This is a genomic window from Pseudomonas sp. GW823-FHT01D03, assembly GCF_058798255.1.
In genome coordinates, this window is the sequence record NZ_JBXAKK010000001.1 from 2322746 (window position 1) to 2346791 (window position 24046).

Consider the following 24046-nt stretch of genomic DNA (forward strand, 5'->3'; position numbering starts at 1 on the left):
CGATGACCGCCGCTCACTACCCGCACCTGTTGGCCCCGCTGGACCTGGGATTCACCACGCTGCGCAACCGCACCCTGATGGGCTCGATGCACACTGGCCTTGAAGAGAAACCGGGCGGCTTCGAACGCATGGCCGCGTACTTCGCCGAGCGTGCCCGTGGCGGCGTCGGCCTGATGGTCACCGGCGGTATCGGCCCGAACGACGAGGGCGGCGTGTACTCCGGTGCAGCCAAGCTGACCACCGAGGAAGAAGCGCTCAAACACCGCATCGTCACTCGCGCAGTGCACGAGGCGGGCGGCAAGATCTGCATGCAGATCCTCCACGCCGGGCGTTATGCCTACAGCCCGAAACAGGTGGCGCCAAGCGCTATTCAGGCACCGATCAACCCGTTCAAGCCCAAAGAGCTGGACGAGGACGGCATCGAGAAACAGATCCGCGATTTCGTCACCTGCTCGGTGCTGGCACAGAGCGCCGAGTACGACGGTGTGGAGATCATGGGCTCGGAAGGTTATTTCATTAACCAGTTCCTTGCCGCGCACACCAACCACCGCACCGACCGCTGGGGCGGCAGCTACGAAAACCGCATGCGCCTGCCGGTGGAAATCGTTCGCCGCGTACGCGAAGCGGTCGGCCCGAACTTCATCATCATTTTCCGTCTGTCGATGCTCGATCTGGTCGAGGGCGGCAGCAGTTGGGAAGAGATTGTGACCCTGGCCAAAGCCATCGAGCAGGCTGGCGCGACCATCATCAACACCGGCATTGGCTGGCACGAAGCGCGGATCCCGACCATCGCCACCAAGGTGCCGCGTGCGGCGTTCAGCAAGGTCACCGCCAAGCTGCGTGGTTCGGTGAGCATCCCGCTGATCACCACCAACCGCATCAACACCCCGGAGATCGCCGAGCAGATTCTCGCCGAAGGCGATGCCGACATGGTCTCGATGGCGCGGCCGTTCCTTGCCGATCCGGACTTCGTCAACAAGGCCGCCGAAGGCCGCGCCGACGAAATCAACACCTGCATCGGTTGCAATCAGGCGTGCCTCGATCACACCTTCGGCGGCAAGCTCACCAGTTGCCTGGTCAACCCGCGTGCCTGCCATGAAACCGAGCTCAATTATTTGCCGGTGCAGCAGATCAAGAAGATTGCCGTGGTCGGTGCCGGGCCTGCCGGTCTGTCCGCCGCGACCGTGGCCGCCGAGCGCGGCCATCAGGTGACGTTGTTCGATTCGGCCAGCGAGATTGGCGGCCAGTTCAACATCGCCAAGCGCGTGCCGGGCAAGGAAGAATTCTTCGAAACCCTGCGCTACTTCAAGCGCAAGCTGCAGACCACGAATGTCGAGGTGTGCCTGAATACTCGCGTGGACGTGGCGAAGCTGGTCGAGGGCGGTTACGACGAAATCATCCTTGCCACCGGCATCGCACCGCGTGTGCCGGCGATTCCGGGCGTGGACAACGCCAAGGTGCTGAGCTATCTGGACGTGATCCTAGAGCGCAAACCGGTGGGCAAACGCGTTGCCGTGATTGGCGCGGGCGGTATCGGTTTCGACGTCTCCGAGTTCCTTGTTCACCAAGGCGTGGCCACCAGTCTGGATCGCGCCGCGTTCTGGAAGGAGTGGGGCATTGACACCCATCTGGAAGCCCGTGGTGGCGTAGCCGGGATCAAAGCCGCGCCGCACGCTCCGGCTCGCGAAGTGTTCCTGTTGCAGCGCAAGAAAACCAAAGTCGGTGATGGTCTGGGCAAGACCACTGGCTGGATTCACCGCACCGGTCTGAAGAACAAGCAGGTGCAGATGCTCAATAGCGTCGAATACCTGAAGATCGACGACGAAGGCCTGCACATCCGCATCGGCGAAACCGGCGAGCCGCAAGTGCTGGCGGTGGACAACATCGTCATCTGCGCCGGCCAGGATCCACTGCGGGATCTGCAGGATGGTCTGGTCGCAGCGGGGCAGAACGTGCACCTGATCGGCGGCGCCGATGTGGCGGCCGAGCTGGATGCAAAGCGCGCGATCAATCAGGGTTCGCGTCTCGCCGCTGAACTTTAACCACCACGACCCCCCCTGTGGGAGCGGGCTTGCTCGCGAAGGCGGAGTGTCAGTCAACGCATAGGTCGGCTGACACGACGCTTTCGCGAGCAAGCCCGCTCCCACAGTAGATGTATGGCGTTCGCACGGATCCTGTAGGAGTGAGCCTGCTCGCGATGGCGTCCTGTGAGCGACTAGAATGCCGGCTCTGCCTCGAATGATCAGTCGCCCATGCTTGTTCCTCCCGCCAACTGGCTACCCCAAGCCCCCCTCGAATTGCTTCAACTCGACTGGCTCACCAACGCCGGAATCGAGGTCGCGATCCTGCGTCTGGACCGGATCGACCCGCTGATCAGCGGCAACAAATGGTTCAAGCTCGTCGAGCATCTCAAGGCCGCCAACCACGCCGGCGCGCAGGGCATCATCAGCCTGGGTGGCGCGCATTCCAATCATCTGCATGCGCTGGCTGCGGCTGGCAAGCGTCTGGGTTTCGAAACCGTCGGCCTGTTGCGCGGCCATCCGCAGCAGACGCCGACGGTTGCGGATTTGCGGGCGTTCGGCATGCAACTGCACTGGCTCGGTTACGGCGGCTATCGGGCGCGGCATGAGCCCGGCTTCTGGGAGCCGTGGCAGGCGCAGTACCCGAATCTGCACGCAGTGCCGGAGGGTGGCGGCGGATTGGCCGGTGCGCTGGGCTGCAAAGCGCTCAAGGAGCAGGTGGGTTCGCGACTGAGCTCGCTAGGCTGGAGCGATTACCACGGCTGGTGGCTGGCGTGCGGCACCGGGACGACTCTGGCAGGGCTGGTACTCGCCGAGGCGGGAGAGCGTGCGGTGTACGGCGCGCTGGCGGTGCCGGAGGATCATGGCGTGGCGGCGCAGGTGGAGGCGATCGTTCGGGAGGCGGAAATGGCAATGACAAATTACGCGTTGTTCGACGCGAGTCGGGGTGGTTTCGCAGAAATCGATCCGGTGTTGCTCGAATTCATCGACAACACTGAACAGAGCAGCGGCGTCCCGTTGGAGCCGCTGTATACCGGCAAGGCTTTGTTGATGCTCAAGGAGCAGATCGAGGCCGGCAGATTCGAGCCAGGCACCCGGTTGATCTTTGTTCATACCGGCGGTTTTCAGGGGCGCCGCGGATTCACTTCCTACAGTTGAACTTCTGTGGCGAGGGAGCTTGCTCCCGCTCGGCGGCGCAGCCGTCGTCGATTCAGCGAATACAGTTTGCCTGACAGTCCACATTTTCAGGATTCAGGTCTGCTGCGCAGCCCAGCGGGAGCAAGCTCCCTCGCCACAGGGGAAATTCACCGAGTTGGTGTTCAACCGCGCTTGGGCATCATCCGCAGCAACGTGTTATCGCCCACCACATAATGGTGATAAAGCCCCGCCAAGGCATGCAGACCGATCAGCCAGTAACCTGCGGTGGCAATCAGCACGTGCCAGCCTTCAACTTGTTTGGCGAACGCTTTGTCCTCGCTCACCAGCAATGGCAAATCGAAACCGTAGAACATCACCTGGTGCCCTTCGGCGCTGGTGATCAGCCAGCCGAGAATCGGCATGCTGATCATGAACAGGTACAACAGCCAGTGCATCACCCGCGCCAGCAGAGTTTGCCACTGCGGCGAGGCCGGGAAGATTTTCGGTGCCGGGCCGATGCTGCGTGCTACCAGACGAAACCACACCAGCACGAACACGGTCAGGCCTAGCATGTAATGCACTTCGCGGATCAGCGTGCGACCGCCACTGCCTTTGGGAAAAATCCCGCGCAATTCCATGCTGGCATACACCAGCACCAACAGGACCAGCATCAGCCAGTGCAGCAGCACGGACACGGTGCTGTAGCGGGATTCGGAACTTGTCCACGGCATACGGTGTTTTCCTCACAGATCAGGGTCGCCACGTGCCGTTCTTGTGCGACGGCATGCTTTAACTGTAATCCGCTTTGGCGGATTTGCCTGAGGCTGATCGGAGTTTCACTGCGCTGAGTCAGGGCTTTAGCCAAAAAAAACGCCAGTGTCGCGAAGACCCTGGCGTTTTCTATTGTTTGACCAAACGCGCAATCAGCTCGATTGCGGCATCTCACCGTTGGCCAGACGCTTGTTGATGTCGGCAATCACTTCCGGCAGGTCGCTGATGGTGTCGATCATGTAGTGCGGACGCGAATCGGCGAACAGCGCGTGGATGCGTTTGCGTTCGCTGGCCAGTTCGTCGCTGCCCAGCGCCCGGTAACCGGCGTAGTCCAGGCCCAGTGCGTTGCCCGAGCAGATCAGCGCCACGGTCCACATTCCGGCGCGACGACCTTCGAGGATGCCCGGCACGGTGTCATCGATCTTCACGCAGGCCGCGACGTCGTCGATGCCCAGGGCGATCACGTTGGCCAGGGCCTGAGCCGGCCATGGGCGACCGTTCGGCACTTCGTCGGTGGCGACTACATGGTCGGCGACGTAGCCGTTGGTAGCGGCCAGCGCCACGACCTTGTCCATCACCTGTTTCGGGTAGCCGGAGCAGGAACCGATCTTGATCCCTTGCTGGCGCAGGTTGGCGATGGTTTCCAGTGCGCCGGGAATCAGCGCCGAGTGCTCGGCGATCTTCTCGATCTGCAGCGGCATGAAGCGGTTGTAGATCGCGGTCACGTCATCGTCGGTCGGGGTGCGGCCGAAGGCTTTGCGATAACGCTCGGCCACTTGTGGTTGATCGCACAGGGTACGAATGTGATCCCACTTGCCCATGCCCATCGGGCCACGGGCCTCTTCGATGGACACCTGAACATCGAATTCGGCGAAGGCTTCAACGAAGATCTGCGTCGGTGCGAACGAGCCGAAATCGACCACGGTGCCGGCCCAGTCGAGGATGGCGGCTTGCAGTTTGTTTGGGTTGGTATAGTTCATGGCAGTCAATTCCTGAGTTGGCAATACGGTTCAAAACTGTGGGAGCGGGCTTGCTCGCGAATGCGGCGGCACATTCAACATTGATGGCGGCTGACACTCCGCCTTCGCGAGCAAGCCCGCTCCCACAGGGGGGATTAGGGTGTTGTTCAGATCTCTAGCACTTCCATCTCGCGCAGCACTTCACCCACTGCCGCCACGGCCTGGCGCATTTCGTCCGGATTGACGTGGCCGATGCAGCCGACGCGGAAGGTTTCGACCTGGGTCAGTTTGCCGGGGTAGAGGATGTAGCCCTTGGCCTTGACCCGTTCGTAGAAGTTCTTGAACTGGTAACGCGGGTCTTGCGGGGCATGGAAGGTGGCGATGATCGGTGCCTGGATCGCTGCCGGCAGGAAGCTGCGCAGCCCGAGCTTGCCCATCTCTTCCATCAGCGCCTGACAGTTGGCGGCGTAGCGCGCATGACGGGCGGGCAGGCCACCTTCTTCGTTGTATTGCAGCAACGCTTCGTGCAGCGCGGCGACCACGTGGGTCGGCGGGGTGAAACGCCACTGACCGGTCTTTTGCATGTAGGTGTGCTGGTCGTACAGGTCCATCGCCAGCGAATGCGAGTTGCCGGCCGCTGCAGCCAGCGATTCCTTGCGGGCGAAGACAAACCCCATCCCCGGCACGCCTTCCAGACACTTGCCGGAAGCGGCGATCAGCGCATCGAACGGGACTTTTTGCGCATCCACCGGCAACGCGCCAAACGAGCTCATGGCGTCGATGATCAGGCGCTTGCCGTGCTGCGCAACAACGTCGGCGATCTCTGGCAGCGGGTTGAGGATGCCGGTGCTGGTTTCGCAGTGGATCAACGCGACGTGGGTGATGTCGCCATCGGCGTGCAGCAAACGGTCGACGTCAGCGGCGGTGGTCGGTTCGTCTTCAGCGGTTTCGAAGGTGCTGTACGAGCGGCCGAGCACTTCGCAGATTTTCGCCAGACGCTTGCCATAGGCACCGTTGATCAGCACGAGGATTTTGCCGTCGCGTGGCACCAGGGTACCGATTGCGGCTTCGACCGCGAAGGTGCCGCTGCCCTGTAACGGCACGCAGTGGTGAGTGGCGGCGCCGTTGAGGATCGCCAGCAATTGTTCGCAGAGGCTGGCGGTCAGTTGATTGAAGCGGTCATCCCATGACCCCCAGTCGACCATCATTGCCTGGCGGGTGCGGGCCGAGGTGGTCAACGGGCCGGGAGTGAGCAGGATGGGTGCGGCAGTACTCATTCGTGTGTCCTCGCGTAAGCGCTGTGGGATGAAGCTACGGGGCATACGTTGCAATTCGGCGGTCTATCAATCAAATTGTTTGTTGTTATGCCAGCCATCAGTGAGGGTTATCCATGAATCTGTTCCAGCTGCGCGCCTTCGACGCCGTGGCCCGGGAAGGCAGCTTCACCCGCGCCGCCGCGCGTCTGTTCATCAGTCAGCCGGCGGTCACCGGACACATCAAGGCGCTGGAGGAGCATTACCAGATCACCTTGTTGCGCCGTACTGCACGCCGGGTGGAGCTGACCGAGGAGGGCACTAAACTGGCGGCGATCACCCGCGCCATGTTCGGTCTGGCCGAGGAAGCGCAGACCCTGCTCGAAGCCAACCGCCAGTTGCTTACTGGGCGTCTGGAGGTGGCGGCGGACGGCCCGCACATGGTCATGCCAATGCTCGCCAGCCTGCGCGCGCGCTATCCCGGGATCACGGTGAATTTGCGCCTGGGGAATGCGCAGGAAACCCTTGCCGCGCTGTTATCCGAGCATGCCGACGTGGCGGTGCTGACCGAGGTCGAACCGCGCAAAGGCCTGCATTTGCAAGCGTTGAGCGAATCGCGGATTTGCGCGCTGGTGCCCGCCGCACATGTGTGGGCGCAGCGTGCCGGCGAAGTGAAGCTCAAGGAGCTGGATCAGGTGATCATGGTGTTGCGCGAGCCGAGTTCGATTACCCGGCGCACCTTCGATCAGGCGTGTGCGCAGGCGGCGGTCAATCCACGGGTGCTGCTGGAACTGGACAGCCGTGAGGCGGTGACCGAAGCGGTGGCGGCGGAGCTGGGGGTGGGGGTGGTGTCGTCGGTGGAGGTCAGCCATGATCCGCGGGTGGTGGCGATTCCGATTGTTGGCGACGGGCTGGTCAATCGGCACATGATCGGCTGCATGGAGCGGCGGCGGGAGTTGCGCTTGATTCAGGCGTTCTTCGGCCTGGCGCCGGCCTGATACACCGTGGTGCTCCAATCGCGAGCAGGCTCACTCCTACAAGTGTTGTGGGGAGCACATAATGTTTGACCGACATAGATCCTCTGTAGGAGTGAGCCTGCTCGCGAAGGGGCCAGACCGGTTTACACAAGGCTCTCGCGCACCATCTCGAGAAACGTCGCCACCACCCGCCGTGAACTCTGCTCACGCAAGCACACCAGTGTCTCGGTCAAGCGCCGGGTGCAATCGGTAATCGGCAACGCACACACCCGCGAATCCGCGCCAAACTCCGCCGCCGATACCACCCCCACACCGATCCCCACCACCACCGCCTCGCGCGCCGCTTCCCGGCCCTCGACCTGAATCGCCGGACGAATGCGGAACCCGGCGCGGGCCATTTCTTCTTCCAGAGTCTGGCGGGTCACCGAGCCGTGTTCGCGTAGCACCAGTGGCGTATCGTCGAGATCGGCCAGACAGATCGACTCGCGCTCGGCCCATGGGTGGTGGCGCGAAACGAACGCCACCATCGGGTCGTTACGCAGCGGCACGCACAGCAGACGTTCATCACTGACATCACGCCCGAGCAGCGCCAGATCGGCCTGATAGTTGAACAGGCGAAACAGCGATTCATCAGTGTTGCCGGTCTCGATCTTCACGCTGATCCCCGGATACCGCTCGCAGAACCGCGCGATCTGCGGCAGCACGTGAATCGGCGCGTCCACTGCGAGAATCAGGCTGCCGGTCTGCAACGCCTGGGATTCCTGCAGCAGCTCCTGGGCTTCAGCCTCGATCACAAACAGCCGCTGAGTGATCGCCAGCAGCCGCTCACCGAGATCGGTCAGGCGCACCGAGCGCTTGTTGCGATGAAACAGCAACACGCCGAAGCGTTCTTCGAGTTTGCGCACCTGGTCGGAAATCGCCGGTTGCGTGAGAAAAAGCCGTTCGGCGGCTTTGGTAAAGCTTCCATGGACGGCCACGGCGTGGAAGGCTTTGAGCTGGGCGTGGGACACCGACATGCAGCCTCCAGTAACAAGCTGAGCTTATGTGTGAAATACGATAAATCGATTTTATTTATTAAACAGTAATTGCTTTGATCCGCTCACGCCAGCGCTGACAGTCCGCTCGGACAGCAGCGTTGGCGATGAGCCTGTGCGTGCAACAACAGGACTCATCTGACCGCTATCGCCATCAGGGATGGGGCGCTGGCGCAGTGCTCAACAATAAAAAACACAGGCGTTTACTTAACGATTCTGCCGGCACACTCACACCCTGAGGTCAGAACCACAATGAACAAGCACATCGGCACCATTGCGCGTTGGCGCATGCAGATTTTCGCTATCACCTGGCTCGCATACGCCGCTTTCTATTTCACCCGCAAAGCGTTTTCGGTGGCCAAACTGGGCATCGCCGAAGACCCGACGTTCATGCTCGACAAGATGGCCATGGCCAACCTCGATGCGATCTATCTGGCGGCCTACGCCATCGGCCAATTCACCTGGGGCATGCTCGCCGACCGCTTTGGCCCGAGGGTCGTGGTGCTTGGCGGGCTGCTGATTTCCGCTGGCGCGGCATTGGTGATGGGCAGTTTTGCCACCTTGCCGATCTTCGCCACCTGCATGCTGATTCAAGGGCTGGCGCAGTCCACCGGCTGGTCGGGCTTGTGCAAAAACCTCGGCAGTTTTTTCCCTTCCGTACAACGTGGGCGAGTGCTTGGGTTGTGGAGTTCCTGCTATGCGTTTGGCGGTCTGGTGGCGTCACCGTTCGCTGGCTGGTGGGCGTATACGCTGATGGGCACATGGCATGCGGCGTTTATTTCCAGTGCGGCGGTGGTCGCGGTGGTGGCGGTGTTGTTCTTCATTTTTCAGCGCAACAAACCCGAAGATGTCGGCCTGCCAGCGGTAGAGCCGGAGCCGGAACTGAGCGCTGAAGAGATCGAAGCCAACAGCAAACTCAGCATCTGGGAGCCGTTGAAGGAAATCCTGCGCAACCGCACGGTGCTGGTGCTGGGGCTGGCGTACTTCATGTTGAAACCGGCGCGTTACGCGATTCTGTTGTGGGGCCCGGTGATCGTCTTTGAGCAGATGCCAAGTGTCGGCAAGGTCGGCGCGGCGATCATTCCCACCTCGTTCGAACTGGCCGGGTTGCTCGGGCCGATCCTGATCGGTCTGGCCTCGGACAAACTGTTCGGTGCCCGGCGCATGCCTGCCTGTGTGTTGAGTCTGCTGGCGCTGACCGTGACCCTGGCGCTGTTCATGGGCGCCTTGCAAACCGGCAGTGTGTTGCTGGTGGTGGCGCTGCTGTTTGTCATGGGCCTGACCCTGTACGGCCCGGATTCGATGATCAGCGGCGCGGCGGCCATCGACTTTGGCAAAGCCAAGGCTGGCGCTACCGCTGCCGGCTTCGTCAACGGTTGCGGCTCGGTCGGCGCGGTGCTCGGCGGATTGCTGCCGGGTTACTTCGATTCGGTGACGGTGTTCATCGTCTTCGCTGGCTGCGCGTTGTTCTCGGCGCTGGTGCTGATTCCGCACTGGAACAGCCGCCCGGTCGGAGTGATGGAACCGCGCGCGGCCATTCCCAATTGCCCGCTGACCATCAAACCCCTTCGTAACTGAAAACCCTTGCCTGGTGGCCTGCTGCGGCGCTCGCGGCGGGCTGTGCCGTGGCCATCTGACTGGAGAATCCCATGCGACCGTTTTGGCTCGAACAGGCCTTGCAGGCCGACCCATCCCCGACGTGCCCGCCGCTGCAAGGCGAAGTGCGCAGCGACGTGTGCATCGTCGGCGGCGGCTATACCGGGTTGTGGACGGCGATCATGCTCAAGCAGCAGAACCCGGAACTCGATGTGCTGCTGATCGAAGCCGACATCTGCGGCGCCGGCGCCAGTGGGCGCAACGGTGGTTGCGCGTTGTCGTGGTCGGCCAAGTATTTCACCCTCGAGCGACTGTTCGGTGTCGAGGAGGCGGTGCGCCTGGTCAAGGAATCCGAGCGCAGCATCCACGCCATTGGCGCGTTCTGCGAACAGTACGGTGTTGATGCCGATTACCGCCTCGACGGCACGCTGTACACCGCTACCAACCAGGCGCAGGTCGGTTCGACCGACGCCGTGATCGCAGCACTGGAGCGCAATGGCATCAACTCGTTCACCCAGCGTCCCGTGGCTGATGTGCAGCGCATGGCCGGATCCCGTAAGCATCTGGAGGGCTGGTTTTCGCCGGCGGCGGCCAGTGTGCAACCGGGCAAACTGGTGCGCGGGCTGCGTCGGGTGGCGTTGCAGCTAGGCGTGAAGATTCACGAGAACACTGCGATGACCGGCCTGGAGGAGGGCCGTCCGGCGCGCATTCACACCGCTGGCGGCAGTGTGATTGCCGACCGCGTGGTGCTGGCGATGAACGCGTGGATGGCCCGCGCTTTTCCGCAGTTCGAGCGCAGCGTGGCGATCGTTTCCAGCGACATGCTGATCACCGAGCCGCGCCCGGATCTGCTGCAGAAAATCGGTTTGACCAGCGGCGTCACGGTGCTCGATTCGCGGATTTTCGTGCACTACTACCACAACACGCCGGACGGCCGGATCATGCTGGGCAAGGGGGGCAACACGTTTGCGTTTGGTGGGCGGATGTTGCCGGTGTTTGATCAGCCATCGCCTTATGCGGATTTGCTCAAGCGCAGCCTTGGGGAGTTTTTTCCGGCGTTTGCCGAGGTCAAGGTGGATGCGACTTGGAATGGGCCCTCGGATCGTTCGGTGACCGGGTTGCCGTTTTTTGGGCAGATGAGTGCCAGTGGCAATGTGTTTTATGGTTTTGGTTATTCCGGCAGTGGCGTCGGGCCGTGTCACATGGGCGGGCAGATTCTCGCCTCGTTGGTGCAAGGGCTCGATAACCCCTGGACCCGTTCGCCGTTGGCGAACGGGCCGCTGGGGTATTTTCCGCCGGAGCCGATTCGGTATCTGGGATCGTTGATGGTGCGTAATGCGATTCGACGCAAGGAGCGGGCTGAGGATCATGGGCGGCGGCCGCGGCATCTGGATGTGCGGTTGGCGAAGTTTGCGGCGGCGGCGGGGAAGGCTGACAAGGGGTGATTGGGGGCTGGCGAGCGCTGCGTTCTTTTGGGTTACCGAGTACATATCCGTTTCTGCGGTAACGGCTTCTTATGGTTTCGCTCTTACAGCGACTCACTTTTCCAGACGCCGAAAAGTAAGCAAAAGGCTTGGCCCCGGCGTACGGCCCTCGCTTAGGCTTGGGTTCCTTCGTTACGGTGTTCATCCGGGGGCATCGCCTCCGGTTTGCTTCGCTGCACCTCCTCTCGATGTGTTCGACTTCGTCGAACGGTCGCTGCGCTCCCACCCCCGGATGAATCCCTCCACTCAGCCTGCCGATGGGGCCGGCACGGCAAGATCAAGAGCTTTCGGCGAGCTGACACTCGGCCATTTGAGTGGTGAAAAGCATGCGTTCGGCTCTTGCGCTTCTGTGGGAGCTGGCCTGCCGGCGATGGCGGCCTACGAGCCGACCAATCTCTAACTGCCCACACCCAATCCAACTGTAGGAGTGAGCCTGCTCGCGATAGCGACCTCACAACCAACCAATCTCTAACTGCCCACAACCAATCCACTGTGGGAGCTGGCTTGCCAGCGATGGCGGCCTACGAGCCGACCAATCTCCAACTGCCCACACCCAATCCACTGTGGGAGCGGGCTTGCTCGCGAAGGCGGCCTGCGAGCCGACCCACCTCCAACAGCCCACACCCAATCCAACTGTGGGAGCTGGCTTGCCAGCGATAGCGACCTCACAACCACCCAGTTTCTTCCAGGTGTACTCAATGCCAATGTCTGCGGCACTTAAGGATCGGCACCGTGCAGCAGCCAATCGAGCAACAGGCTGCTGTCGCGCGGTGGTGGTGTTTCACTCGGTGGCGCAGGGCGTGGGTTGGCGAGGCACAGAATCGGGCGATCCGGGTCGCTGTCGAGGAAGCTGACCCACACCTCACTGCCGGCGCGGGGCAACTGGTGGGTGGCGAGCCGGCCGGCGCCGGTCAGTGCGATTGGCAGCCACAGGCATGCAGACTCAGTTGTCTGCGCCGGCCAGAGGTTGACGCCGATGCGCCCGCGATCATCCAGTTGTGCGGGCTGGCCGGGCGATCCCAGCACTTGTGCCAGGTGGTAGCCGCCGATGTTCGGGCGCGGCTGTGCCAGTGGCGGGCGAAAATCGTTTGACCAGGGCAGGGCAGTGAAGTCGTTTCGATAGCGATGCACATCCGTTGTCGGATCGAGGATCGAGGGATGCTGGCCTTGATGGTGCAGCTCGGTGATCAGCCATTGTTCATTGAAGGCATTGATCGGATGTTCGCTGATCTGCAACAGATGCCCGCTGCGCAACGCGCTGCAATCGCAGGTGCCGCGGATCGAGCGCGACTGACAGCGCTGGCGCTGCAGATGGCGACGGCTGCGTTGTTCGGCGTGACGCTGTTCCCCCGACAGGTTCTGCGGCGTGAGCGGGGGCACGGGATGATTGGCTGCGTCGGCGGCGATGGCCTCTTGTCCACGGTTGCGAATGCCGTGCGCGGCCATCAAGGGTGGCGCGTCATGGCGCTGAAACAGCGTGCTGACACGCGGTGACGGCGTGTCGTCGGTGATGCCAAACGGTACCGGCAATGGTTCCTGCGGCAGACTGAGGTTGTCATCGGCAAACACCAGCACATGCCCGTTCGGGTGATGTTCGAAGTGATAATGGATGCCTTCCTCCTCACACAGCCGTTGCACGAAGGCCAGGTCACTTTCTTCGTACTGGATGCAAAAGGGCCGCGGCGGGTATTGGCCGACGCTCATTTCGATCCGGTAACTGTCCGCCGGCAATTCATATTCGCCGAGCAATTGCGCGAGGATCGCCGGCACGCTCGTTTGCACGAAGACCCGGCGCCGGGGCGGCTGGTCCAGACTCAGCAGCAGCGGGACGAGGATCAGCCGGTAGCCGATGCGGTGGCTGGCGCGATGCTCGCAACTGACGCTGTGGATCAGACCGTGAATCCCGTGATCGGCGCCCAGGCGCAGGAACGCCGGTTGATGCAGCAGACTGCCAGGGGACAATGCCGGCGCCAGACCGATCACTTCGATTTCGAAGCGAAACGGCTGATTGAGTGCTTCCTTGCCACTGAAACGCAAGACCGGCAGGCACAGCGGGCCGTCGGTCAGGGTCAGGGTGAACGGGCTTTCCTTGTCATTGAGCATTCGTACGGGCTCTGTGGGCAATACGGACGGCAGAGGGTACGAAAACGCGAGCACGAATGGTCATGGCTGGTGGGCTTTTCAGAATCGCCCTACAAGTCGTGGTGAAGATGTCGATTCAACAATGATTTTTTTGGTCGATTGCCGACTTTAGGCCGTATAAACTTGGCGCCACGCGTCGGCCAATAGATGTCTCGGCGCCACAGATCAAGAGAGTGAGTAATGGGCGCACAGTGGAAGGTTAAACACAAAGAAGCGGCAGCCAACGCCAAGGGCAAGATCTTCGGCAAACTGGTGAAAGAAATCACCATCGCTGCCCGCAACGGTGCCGATACCGCCACCAACGCACACCTGCGTCTGGTGGTCGAACAGGCCAAGAAAGCCTCGATGCCCAAGGAAACCCTGGACCGCGCCATCAAGAAAGGCGCCGGCCTGCTGGGCGAAACCGTGCAGTACCACCGTGTGACGTACGAAGGTTTCGCGCCGCACCAGGTTCCGTTGATCGTCGAGTGCGTCACCGACAACATCAACCGCACCGTCGCGGAAATTCGCGTGGCGTTCCGCAAGGGCCAGCTGGGCGCTTCCGGTTCGGTGGCCTGGGACTTCAACCACGTCGGCATGATCGAAGCCTCGCCGGACACTCCGGACGCCGATCCGGAAATGGCCGCGATCGAGGCCGGTGCTCAGGACTTCGAGCCGGGCGAAGAGGGCGCGACCCTGTTCCTGACCGATCCGACCGACCTCGACGCTGTGCAGAAAGCCCTGCCTGAGCAAGGTTTTACCGTGCTGTCGGCCAAACTCGGTTACCAGCCGAAGAACCCGGTCAGCGGCCTGAGCGCCGAGCAGATGGCTGAAGTCGAGGCGTTCCTCGAAGGCCTCGACAACCACGATGACGTGCAGGACATGTTTGTCGGTCTGGCGGGCTGATCTGTTGCAAAGATAACTGTGGCGAGGGAGCTTGCTCCCGCTCGGCTGCGCAGCAGTCGTTGTTTTTGGGACGGCTTTGCCGTCCAGCGGGAGCAAGCTCCCTCGCCACAGGATTTGCGTCAGTTACAGCGTTTCCAGCACCTCAATCACTTCGCTGAACCCCGGCCGCGCCAGCACATCTGGCTGACAGCAACGCTGTTGCAGCGCTTCCAGCACTTCGCGTCTTTCATCGCTCAACCCCGAGTCGATGCGCGCCAGCAATTCCCCGAGCAGAACCCCGAACGCCCGCACTTCGAGGCGTTGCAGCGCCCGGGTTTCCAGGGTATCGGTGGTGGCATGGAACGACGCCGCGCCGAAATCCCCGAGCAAGCAATCACCCTGATCGTTCAATAGAATGTTGTGGCCGTAGAGGTCGCCGTGGGTGATGCCCTGTTGATGCAAGTGTTCGGCCGCCGAAGCGATGCCTCGGGCAATGTTCAGTGCCACTTCGGCACTGAAGCGGCAATCCTCGGCATACACATCCCGCGAGCAGCTCGCCAGGCTCGGTAATGCCGCCAGATTGCGAAAGCTTGGGTCGATCAGTTGCATCACCAACCCCTGTTGACCATCGGGATGCTTGTGAATACGGCCTTCGACGCGGATCAGGTTCGGGTGCAGTCCGGCGGTGATGCAGGCGTTCATCTCGTGCAGCGGCGAACCGTCGCTGGTCATTTCACCTTTATAGAGCTTCACCGCGACCGGCACCTGCGAGCCGTCGTCGCGCTGCCACTGCGCCCGGGAAATCACCCCCGAGGCGCCTTCGCCCAGGCGCTGTTCCAGACGCAGCGCCGACCAGTCGATCAGCGGCGTGGCTTCCAGCGCGGCGGCATCGGCCTCGGTTTCCAGCGGATTACCGGCGTACGCCAGCCAGGTCAGGCTCGGCAGGGTCAGCAGCCACTGCGGCAGTTCACGCATCTGGTTGGCGGCGATGCGGATCAGCTCGAGGCGATGGCATTGGCTCATGGAGGCGGGCAGCGCTTGCAGGCGATTTCCGGCCAGCAGCAGTTTTTGCAGATAAGGGCGCTCGCCCAATTCGTTCGGCAAGGTTTCGATGCAGTTGTCGGTCAGGATCAACCAGCGCAACAGCGGCGGCAGTGCGGCGCCCGGCACGTGGCTGATGCGGTTGGCCTTGAAGCCGATCATCGTCAGCGCTGTACATTGGCCGACGCATTCCGGCACTTCGGTGAAGCGGTTGTCCGAGCAGAACAGAATGCGCATCCTGGTCAGGCGATGCAGGTCGTCCGGCAAGCTGCTCAAGGTGTTGCCGCTGAGGTTGAGCACCTCCAGCGTATCGGCCAGCTCGAAAATCTCCCGGGGAAACTCGGTCAGTCCGCAAGACAGATCCAGCCGGGTAATGCCCGACAACTCGCCGGCGCGCAATTGAGCAAGGGTGTGCATGGGGATGTTCACTATCAAAAGAAAGAAGCGTCGGGCGCTCGAAACGGGCGACATGATAACGGCAAAGCCAGGGTTTGCATTGATCTGACCCTCGCGAACACCAGAAACCCTGTGGGAGCGGGCTTGCTCGCGAAAGGGGTATGTCAGTCGACATTTGCGTCGGCTGACACTCCGCCTTCGCGAGCAAGCCCGCTCCCACAGGGGATCCGAGTTGTCAGTGGATTTCCTGCAACTGCCCCAGGCGACTGCGGGTGCGGGCCAGGTCGATGGCATTGCCGCCTAGCGCTTCACGCAGTGGCAAGCGGCTGAGCAGGGTCAGGTGTTTGTCCTGGTCGTAGAGCACGTCGACCAGGTTGATGAAGCGCTGTTGTGCAGCGATCGAGCACTCACCGAGTTCCGGCAGGTCGTCGATGATCCACTGGTCGAAACGCCGACACAGCTCCAGGTAATCCATTACCGCCGTCGGTTGCTCGCACACATCGTTGAAGGTGAAAGCGACGCGGCTGCCATCGCACAGGCGCGCCTGAACGTGTCGGCTGCCCACTGGTAACGCAATGACCGGGGCACCTTCGGGCGGCAGGTTCAGGGTCTGGCGCTGGGTTGCGGTGGCTGGCCACACATAGTGGCCCTGCGTGAAAACCTGATGCGCATGGTTGCTCGCCTGGCTGCGGTAATCGTGCGGGCCGCCGACTTCCATCACTTGCATTCGGGCGTTGATCAATTCGATCACCGGTTTGAAGCGTGCGTGATAGAGCGGATTGGGCAGCAAGCCTTCCGGCGGATAGTTGGAGGTCACCAGCAGCAGAATTCCGCGCTGAAACAAGGCCTTGAACAGCCGAGTGATGAGCATCGCATCGCCGATGTCATGCACATGAAATTCGTCGAAACACAGTACCCGGCAATCATCTAACAGCTCGTCGAGGGTGACGCCGAGAGCGTCGTCCTGTTCGCGATGGTGGAACATCCCCTGATGCAGCCGGGCAAAGAATTCATGGAAGTGCACGCGCTGTTTCTGCGCGGTCGGCAGGGCCTGGAAAAAACCGTCGAGCAGCCAGCTCTTGCCGCGTCCGACCGCGCCATGCAGGTACAGGCTCGGCGGCGTTTGCGGCTTGGCGCCGAACAACAGGCTGGCCTGCTGCGCCATGCAGTCGATCACCCGCTGCTGGCTGTGGCTGAGGGTGTAACCCTGGCCGTGAGCCTTGTGCCGGAAGTATTCGCGGATCGACTGGGCATTCGCGTCATGCCCGGCATTCGCGGGCCGGCCCTTGGCGAACCAGCGGCGCAGCGCCGACCAGCGTAGGGTCAGTGGCGATCGTTTGGGCGATCGAAAGGGCACAGTGCAGTCACTCCGTAGTCATCAGGCCGACGCCCGGGAGCGCGGCGCCGTAGTGTAACCAGAGGCGGCGCGCGTCTCCATCGCGGCTCGTCGACTGTGGGCGATCACTGAACAAATTTGTGCGGGACGTACAGCTATTTTCAGCGATGTAATTCGCCGTGTTGCCAAACTTTCGAAACATATCCCGGCAGATCCATGGATCCAATCGACTGGCGGATTCGTCGACCGTTGCTAACCTGAAACACAGCAACGTCATCCAGGATGTTCCCTCACAAGGAAATGGGACAGTGATTGCACGTGTGGTGGTGGGCCTGCTCGGGGTGCTGGGCACCTCGGTGTATGCGGCGGATTTTCAGGTCGAAGTCCGCGTTGACGTGCAGCGTGGTTGCCAGTTGATCGGACAGCAGCGCGAAGCGGGTATCGAACAATTGGGCGTGCTGGATTTCGGCAGTACTGCGCGTCTCGATGACCCGGCCGGGCCACTCGGAGCGGCGCTGACCAACCAACGGTTGCCACGCCTGGAGTGCAACCCTGACACGCCGTATCAGCTGCGGGTCGACGGTGGCCTGCATGGCGGGGTTGGTGAGGTTCGCTATATGGCGGGGGCGGCGGGGAGCCAGCCGATTCCTTATCGGCTGTATCAGGACGCGGCGCGCCGGGTGCCGCTGGTGGTGGACGTACCGGTGAGCGGTCGGGTGCCGGACACCGGCACTGTGGAGCTGCCGCTGTACGCGCGGATCGAGCGTCTGGCCCAAGTGCCGCAGGTCAGCCGCTATTCGGATCTGGTGAAAGTCACCGTGACTTGGTGAGTGCAGGATTTCAGGCAATCCGCTGGAGGCGGATTGCGCAGGGAAGGGGCGTTCAATGCAGAACGCAAGGTACGCAGGCATCCTGAGGGAGTAGGAGCGGACGCAATGACAGGCAAGCACTGGATGGTTATCGCCGCAGGGACAATGCTGTTGCTCGCTGACGACGCACAGGCGGCAATCAGTGGGCAGATCAATGCGCGGCTGATCCTGATCGCCGGGTGCGAAGTCACCAACAGTGCCACGCCTGCGATCCCGGTGAGCAATCTGGGTACCCTCGATTTCGGTCAGCAGGGGCCGACCTGGACTGCGCCGATCAAGGCCAGTCTCGACGGCGACAGTAGCGGCAAGCTGAACGTCGCCTGCAATCCCTCGGTCACCGGTTTCACCGTCACTATCGATGGCGGCAGCCACGGTGACGGCACCACCCGCCGCCTGAGCAACGGGCGCCAGACCCTGCCTTATCAACTCTTTCTGGATGCCTCCGGCAGCCAGCGCTACAGCATTGGCCAACAACACAACTTCGCTGTCACCAGCGGTGCGCAGATACCGATTCCGGTGTTTGGCACGGTGGTGGCGAATACCCGCGCGGTACCGGCAGGTGTCTATACCGACACGCTGACGGTGACGCTCGACTGGTAACCCCGTAGAGGAAGGACACCATGCGCAAGTTTGCATCAAGGATAGGTTTGTCGTTGCTCGGCCTGACGCTGGTTTCCAGTGCCAACGCCGCCACCACGGTCACCGGCCAGATCACCGCCAGCCTGACCCTGATCAGCAGCTGTCAGGTCAACGGTGCCGGTGGTTCCACCGGGCTGAACTTCGGTGCGCTGAACTTCGGCACCGCCAACAGTCTGTTCACCACCGCCAGTGGGCAAGTGCTCGGCGGTGGTGGCGGGGCGCTGTCGATTCTCTGCTCCAGCGGCACGACCCCGGTGGTCAAGGTGCGTGCGGGTGCTCACGACGGGCAATCGCCGGGTGGCGCTCGCGCGCTGTACGACGGTGTCGCCAACTACGTGCCATACGACTTCTACACCGATGCCGGGCATTCGCAGCTGCTGCCGATCGACGGCACGATCAACCTGGCGACCAGCACTGGCGTGGCGCAGACGGTGAATATCTACGGTCAGGCGGTGGGCAAGGCCGGGTTGCCGGCGGGTACGTACACCGACACCGTTGCTGTCGAACTGACGTTCTGATGCCATGCGCCGCCAGGGCTGCGCCGCGCTGCTCCTGCTCTGTGCGGGCAGTGTGCCGCTGCCGCTGGGGGCGGCGACCAGCCAGAGCTTTCAGGTCAGCGCGACCATCACGCCGGGGTGTCTGGTGATGGGCGGAGTGTCGAATTACGGCGGGCTGAATTTCGGCTCACGCTCAGCCCTCGCGACCGGCACGGTGCAGGTGGCATTGACCGGCGGCGTGCAGTTGCAATGCACGCCGGGGGTGGCACTGAACATGACGGTCGATGGCGGTCAGTACAACAGCAGCGGTCGGCATATGCAGATCAATAGCGGCAGTGCGCGGGTGGCGTATGCGCTGTTTCGCGATGCGGCTTACAGCCAGAGTCTGGGCATCGGCCAGAGCGTGGCGGTGGCCTATAGCGATGCGAACAACATCAGCCTGCCGATTTACGGCCAGGTGCAATTGCCGGGCAATCAGCCTGGGGGGACGTACAGCGACGTGTTGCAGGTGCAGCTGTCGTGGTGAGGCGAAGTTTGAATGCTGACAAGGAGCAGGTTCATGGGGGTAATTACTTCACGGCATTCGGTTGTGCAGCAGGTGTTGCTGGCGCTGGTCATGCTGGGGGCCGGGCATGCACAGGCCGCCAGTTCGGTGCTGATCTGGCCAATCGATCCGGTGCTGGAGGCCGATCAACAGGCCAGTGCGTTGTGGCTGGAGAATCGCGGCACGGAAACCGCCAACCTGCAGATCCGCGTGTTCGGCTGGAGTCAGAGTGGCTTTGCAGAGCAATACCAGAACCAGCGCGATGTGATCGGCAGCCCGCCGGTGGCGAAGATCGAGCCGGGGCAAAAACAACTGGTGCGCCTGACCCGGACCAGGGATGTGCCGCCGGGGCAGGAACTGGCCTACCGGATCATCATCGACGAAATCCCTTCTGCCCAGCCACCGGTTGCCGAGGGCGGCAAAACCGCAGCCGCGATCCGCTTTCAGATGCGTTATTCGGTGCCCTTGTTTGCCTACGGTGCAGGGCTGTGGAGCAAGGAGGACAGCACCCGCCCGCGGGATCCCAAAGGTGTCGGTGTGCCGCAACTGAGCTGGCGCACGGTGGCGGTGGACGGTCGGCCGTATGTCGAGGTGCGCAATCAGGGTGCGGTGCATGCGCGGCTGACCGACGTGGTGATCAAACAGGGTGGGCAGAGCAAGCCATTGGCCGAGGGCTTGCTGGGTTATGTGTTGCCGGGAGCAGTGATGCGCTGGCCGGCACCGGGGCCGTTGGCCAGTGAGTCGGCGTTGCAGGTGCGGGTCAATGGCGGGGCGCAGGTGCAGAGCATTGCGCCGGTACGCTGAAACAAGACGCTGTGTCGAGATGATTACGGTGGCGAGGGAGCTTGCTCCCGCTGGGTTGCGAAGCAGCCCCAAGCCGTGTCAGGTAGTCCGCTTCAACAGTTCTGACGACGGCCACGCCGCCGAGCGGGAGCAAGCGCCCTCGCCACAATGATTGCGTCGGGTCGTCAAAAACCCAGAGAAAGATAACTGGCTTTGGCAAGAGTGGCATCAGGAGGATCGAGTCCATTGACGGACACAAAGCGTGTATGAGCCCGGGATGGGCTCGTCGTATTCAGCGTCCGTTGTGGCTCATGACCGGCGCGTGGTGCCTGATGTTCGTGCAACCATCTGAGGCCGGCGAACTGCCGCCACCGCCCAGCGGCATGGAGGCCGTGAGTGATGCACAGTTGTTTCTGGAACTGGTGGTCAATCAGATGAACACCGGGCGGGTGGTGGCGGTGCAGCAGCGTGACGGGCATCTGTTTTTGCCGGCCAGCGTATTGGCTGAAACCGGGATGAAATTGCCGGGCAATCCTGGTGCTGAAGTTGATCTCGACGGCCTGCCTGGACTGCACAGCGAATACGACAGTGTCGGCCAGCGCCTGCTGCTGGTGGTGCCACCGCAGTGGCTGCCGGATCAGTTCATCGGTAATCGCGAGAACTATCCGCGCACCCCGGCGCTGAGCAGTTTCGGCGCGTTGTTCAACTACGACATGTACCTCAACGACACCGACGATGCCGGCACTTATCTGGCGGCGTGGAACGAGGTGCGGCTGTTCGATAGCTGGGGCACGTTGTCCAACACCGGGCAGTACCGGCGCACCTTGTCCGGCGATTCGGTCAGCACACTGGACAACGGCTACCTGCGCTACGACACCACCTGGCGTTACTCCGACGACGAGCGAATGCTCACCTACGAGGGCGGGGACGTGATCAGTGGCGCCTTGCCCTGGAGCAATTCGGTGCGTCTGGGCGGTGTGCAGTTCTCACGGGATTTTGCGGTGCGCCCGGATCTGGTGACCTATCCGTTGCCGCAGTTCGCCGGTGAGGCCGCGGTGCCGTCGTCGGTTGATCTGTTTATCAACGGCTACAAGTCGAGCAGCGGCGACCTGCAACCGGGGCCGTATACCCTGACCAACATTCCGTTCATCAACGGCGCCGGGGAGGCAGTGGTGGTGACCACTGATGCGCTGGGGCGGCAGGTGTCGACCACAGTGCCGTTCTATGTCACCAGCAGTTTGCTGCAAAAAGGCCTGAGTGATTTCTCGGTGGCGGCCGGTACGTTGCGCCGCGATTATGGTTTGAAGGACTTCAGCTATGGCCCTGGCGTGACCTCCGGCAGCCTGCGCTACGGTGTCAGCGACAGCTTCACCCTGGAAAGCCACGCCGAAGCGGCTGACTCGCTGACCCTCGGCGGGATCGGCGGCAATTGGCGTCTGGGCAATTTCGGCGTACTCAACAGCGCCATCAGTCAGAGCCGATTCGACGGCGACGGCGGCGAGCAGTTGAGTCTCGGTTATCAGTACAGCAGCCAACGCTACAGTTTTTCCTGGCAGCGCCTGCAACGCCGTGATCAGTACGCCGACCTCAGCGTGATCGACAGCCCTTACATCAGCCTCAGCCGGCGCAGCGAGCAGGCGACTCTGAGCGTCAACCTCGAACGCTGGGGCAGCCTCGGTGCTGGCTACTTCGACGTGCGCGCGGCGGACGATTCGCGCACGCGGTTGCTCAACCTGAGCTGGAGCAAACCATTGTGGCGCAACAGCAGTTTTTATCTGTCGGCCAATCGCGAGATCGGCGACAGCAACTGGGCGGTGCAGGCGCAACTGGTGATTCCGTTCGATCTGCGCGGCAGCCTGGCGATCAGCAGCGAGCGCAGCAAGACCGGGCAGAGTCAGCAGCGGGTCAATTACAGCCGCTCGGTGCCGACCGAGGGCGGGGTCGGTTTCAATCTGGGTTACGCCAAGGGTGATGGCCCCGATTATCGCCAGGCCGACGTCACCTGGCGTCTGCAATCGGTGCAATTGCAGGCCGGTGTTTATGGCACTTCGGAGGCTGAAACCCGTTGGGCCGATGCCAGTGGTTCGCTGGTGTGGATGGACCGCCAGGTGTTCGCGGCCAATCGCATCGACGATGCTTTTGTGGTGGTCAGCACCGAGGGTTTTGCCGATATTCCAGTGCGCTACGAAAACCAGCAGGTCGGTCAGACCGATAAAAACGGCCACTTGCTGGTGCCGTGGAGCAGCGCGTACTACCGCGGCAAATACGAAATCGATCCGCTGAATCTGCCGGCCAACGTGCGCAGCCCCAACGTAGAACAGCGCATCGCCGTGCGTCGTGGCAGCGGCTATTTGCTGGAGTTTCCGCTGACCCGGGTGATCGCCGCGAGCATCGTGCTGGTGGATGCACAGCAACGCGAGCTGCCGTTGGGCGCGGGCGTGTTGCACGAGCAGAGTGGTGCGCGCACGGTGGTCGGCTGGGACGGGCTGGTCTATCTGGAAAACCTGCAGGCGCAGAACGCGTTGCTGGTGACGTTGGCGGACGGCAAGACCTGCAGGACGCAGTTCGAAGTGGACATGCAGCAGAGCCAGGTGCCGCTGATCGGCCCGTTGGTGTGCCAGTGAATGCGGCGCGGATCTGCCTGTGTCTGGCGCTGCTACTGCCGGGGGTAGCGCAGGCCTTGTGTTCGGTGGTGAGCACCACGGCGGCGGCGTTCGGCTCAATCAGTTCGATTGCCGTGCGCACCACGACGCAGCCCAGTTCCACCCTCAACGCCGGGTTGAGTTGTACCGGTTCATTGCTGTCATTGCTGACCAGCAACGACCATTTCTACGCCACCATCACCTCGACCCAGAGCGGCTTGCGCGGGCCGACCGGCGACGTCATCGGCTACACGATCTACGCTAACAACAGCACCAGCTACCCGGTCACCCGTGGCACCGCATTCGACTTCGCCCGCAACGGCATCATCGATGCCTTGGGGCTGCTCAACGGCACCACCCCGAAAACCGTGCCGCTGTATCTGGGCACGACCATTGGCAGCAACGTCGCCGCCGGGGTCTACACGGAAACCCTGAGCATTTTCTGGAACTGGAATTACTGCTCGGGCATTGGCATTGGCGCCATTTGCATCGGCCGCGATATTGCCAGCGGCACCACCACGCTGACCGTGAACTTGACCGTGTCCAACGACTGCACGATTACCGCGCCGAACATTGCCTTCGGCAGCGCACCGGTGATCAGCGCTTTTACCCCGGTGACCGGGCAGACGATCAACCTGGCCTGTACCAAGGGCAGCGCCTACAGCGTCGGTTTGAGCGACGGGCAGAACCCGCTCAGCGTCGGCGGGCGACGACGGATGATTTCCGGGAGCAACTATCTGGCCTACGACATCTTCAAAAGCGCCGGCACCACCCGGTGGGGCAGTGTCGGCAGCGCGCGCCGGTCGAGCACTGACGCGGAGGTCAATCCGGGGAATGGGCTGGGCACGGGGAGCCAGATTTTCAATTACAACGCGAAGATCTACACCGACCAGACCACGCCGCCGGCGGGGACGTACCTGGACAATGTGGTGCTCGACGTAGGTTTCTGACTCATACGATGAACCCTTGTGGGAGCGGGCTTGCTCGCGATAGCGGTAGACCAGCCACCATCATTGTTGAATGACACACCATATTCGCGAGCAAGCCCGCTCCCACAGGGG

At 62.2% G+C, this 24046-nt stretch carries 20 protein-coding genes; 13 read left to right on the top strand and 7 right to left on the bottom strand.

Features of this window, described 5'->3' with window-relative positions:
• The first annotated feature begins 2 nt into the window (after window positions 1–2).
• The gene (locus AC1RBR_RS10215; RefSeq protein WP_492564162.1) at window positions 3–2042 is read left to right on the top strand and encodes an oxidoreductase; all 2040 of its coding nucleotides are present in this window, start codon (window positions 3–5) and stop codon (window positions 2040–2042) included.
• Window positions 2043–2252: 210 nt separating this feature from the next.
• The gene (locus AC1RBR_RS10220) at window positions 2253–3179 is read left to right on the top strand and encodes a 1-aminocyclopropane-1-carboxylate deaminase/D-cysteine desulfhydrase (RefSeq protein ID WP_492564164.1); all 927 of its coding nucleotides are present in this window, start codon (window positions 2253–2255) and stop codon (window positions 3177–3179) included.
• A gap of 161 nt (window positions 3180–3340) precedes the next feature.
• Here the strand turns inward: AC1RBR_RS10220 and AC1RBR_RS10225 are convergent, their stop codons facing one another.
• From AC1RBR_RS10225 to AC1RBR_RS10235, 3 genes are all read right to left on the bottom strand, one after another.
• On the bottom strand, window positions 3341–3889 hold the full coding sequence (locus AC1RBR_RS10225) for a cytochrome b (RefSeq protein ID WP_492564165.1): 549 nt from the start codon (window positions 3887–3889) through the stop codon (window positions 3341–3343).
• Window positions 3890–4081: 192 nt separating this feature from the next.
• Entirely contained in the window at window positions 4082–4909 is an 828-nt protein-coding gene (gene phnX, locus AC1RBR_RS10230; RefSeq protein ID WP_097088199.1) for a phosphonoacetaldehyde hydrolase, read from the bottom strand.
• 146 nt (window positions 4910–5055) lie between these two features.
• Window positions 5056–6165 carry a 2-aminoethylphosphonate--pyruvate transaminase gene (locus AC1RBR_RS10235; protein ID WP_492564167.1) on the bottom strand — a complete coding sequence of 370 codons (1110 nt, stop codon included), beginning with the start codon at window positions 6163–6165 and terminating at the stop codon, window positions 5056–5058.
• A gap of 113 nt (window positions 6166–6278) precedes the next feature.
• Here AC1RBR_RS10235 and AC1RBR_RS10240 point away from each other — a divergent pair, with 113 nt between their 5' ends.
• Window positions 6279–7139, top strand: a complete 861-nt coding sequence (locus tag AC1RBR_RS10240; protein WP_253150701.1) for a LysR substrate-binding domain-containing protein — start codon at window positions 6279–6281, stop codon at window positions 7137–7139.
• A gap of 122 nt (window positions 7140–7261) precedes the next feature.
• Here AC1RBR_RS10240 and AC1RBR_RS10245 read toward each other — a convergent pair whose 3' ends face one another.
• Complete coding sequence (locus AC1RBR_RS10245; RefSeq protein ID WP_443532296.1) at window positions 7262–8134, bottom strand: LysR family transcriptional regulator; 873 nt, start codon at window positions 8132–8134, stop codon at window positions 7262–7264.
• A 270-nt stretch (window positions 8135–8404) separates the two neighbouring features.
• Here AC1RBR_RS10245 and AC1RBR_RS10250 point away from each other — a divergent pair, with 270 nt between their 5' ends.
• The gene (locus AC1RBR_RS10250) at window positions 8405–9730 is read left to right on the top strand and encodes an MFS transporter (RefSeq protein ID WP_492564170.1); all 1326 of its coding nucleotides are present in this window, start codon (window positions 8405–8407) and stop codon (window positions 9728–9730) included.
• Between the two features lie 71 nt (window positions 9731–9801).
• On the top strand, window positions 9802–11193 hold the full coding sequence (locus AC1RBR_RS10255) for an FAD-dependent oxidoreductase (RefSeq protein ID WP_492564172.1): 1392 nt from the start codon (window positions 9802–9804) through the stop codon (window positions 11191–11193).
• 756 nt (window positions 11194–11949) lie between these two features.
• Here the strand turns inward: AC1RBR_RS10255 and AC1RBR_RS10260 are convergent.
• Window positions 11950–13335, bottom strand: coding sequence for a type VI secretion system Vgr family protein (locus AC1RBR_RS10260; protein WP_492564174.1), 1386 nt, complete (start codon window positions 13333–13335; stop codon window positions 11950–11952).
• Window positions 13336–13554: 219 nt separating this feature from the next.
• Between AC1RBR_RS10260 and AC1RBR_RS10265 the strand changes: the two genes are divergently transcribed.
• A complete protein-coding gene (locus tag AC1RBR_RS10265) occupies window positions 13555–14259 on the top strand; it encodes a YebC/PmpR family DNA-binding transcriptional regulator (protein ID WP_027614601.1) in 705 nt (234 codons plus the stop codon).
• Between the two features lie 123 nt (window positions 14260–14382).
• On the opposite strand, the gene AC1RBR_RS10270 is transcribed toward AC1RBR_RS10265, so the two are convergent.
• Window positions 14383–15696, bottom strand: coding sequence for a protein kinase (locus tag AC1RBR_RS10270; protein WP_492564176.1), 1314 nt, complete (start codon window positions 15694–15696; stop codon window positions 14383–14385).
• Between the two features lie 214 nt (window positions 15697–15910).
• The gene (gene zapE / locus AC1RBR_RS10275) at window positions 15911–17032 is read right to left on the bottom strand and encodes a cell division protein ZapE (protein ID WP_492564178.1); all 1122 of its coding nucleotides are present in this window, start codon (window positions 17030–17032) and stop codon (window positions 15911–15913) included.
• 287 nt (window positions 17033–17319) lie between these two features.
• On the opposite strand from zapE, the gene AC1RBR_RS10280 reads away from it, so the two are divergent.
• From AC1RBR_RS10280 to AC1RBR_RS10310, 7 genes are all read left to right on the top strand, one after another.
• On the top strand, window positions 17320–17841 hold the full coding sequence (locus AC1RBR_RS10280; protein WP_492564180.1) for a Csu type fimbrial protein: 522 nt from the start codon (window positions 17320–17322) through the stop codon (window positions 17839–17841).
• Window positions 17842–17946: 105 nt separating this feature from the next.
• Window positions 17947–18480 carry a Csu type fimbrial protein gene (locus tag AC1RBR_RS10285; protein WP_095138827.1) on the top strand — a complete coding sequence of 178 codons (534 nt, stop codon included), beginning with the start codon at window positions 17947–17949 and terminating at the stop codon, window positions 18478–18480.
• 20 nt (window positions 18481–18500) lie between these two features.
• On the top strand, window positions 18501–19037 hold the full coding sequence (locus AC1RBR_RS10290) for a Csu type fimbrial protein (RefSeq protein WP_098968110.1): 537 nt from the start codon (window positions 18501–18503) through the stop codon (window positions 19035–19037).
• A 4-nt stretch (window positions 19038–19041) separates the two neighbouring features.
• The gene (locus tag AC1RBR_RS10295) at window positions 19042–19542 is read left to right on the top strand and encodes a Csu type fimbrial protein (protein WP_492564183.1); all 501 of its coding nucleotides are present in this window, start codon (window positions 19042–19044) and stop codon (window positions 19540–19542) included.
• Between the two features lie 33 nt (window positions 19543–19575).
• Complete coding sequence (locus tag AC1RBR_RS10300) at window positions 19576–20364, top strand: fimbrial biogenesis chaperone (protein WP_492564185.1); 789 nt, start codon at window positions 19576–19578, stop codon at window positions 20362–20364.
• Between the two features lie 245 nt (window positions 20365–20609).
• Window positions 20610–22967 carry a fimbria/pilus outer membrane usher protein gene (locus tag AC1RBR_RS10305; protein ID WP_492564187.1) on the top strand — a complete coding sequence of 786 codons (2358 nt, stop codon included), beginning with the start codon at window positions 20610–20612 and terminating at the stop codon, window positions 22965–22967.
• Window positions 22964–23935, top strand: coding sequence for a Csu type fimbrial protein (locus AC1RBR_RS10310; protein ID WP_492567226.1), 972 nt, complete (start codon window positions 22964–22966; stop codon window positions 23933–23935). Before AC1RBR_RS10305 ends, AC1RBR_RS10310 begins: the two co-directional genes overlap by 4 nt.
• The last annotated feature ends 111 nt before the right edge of the window (window positions 23936–24046 follow it).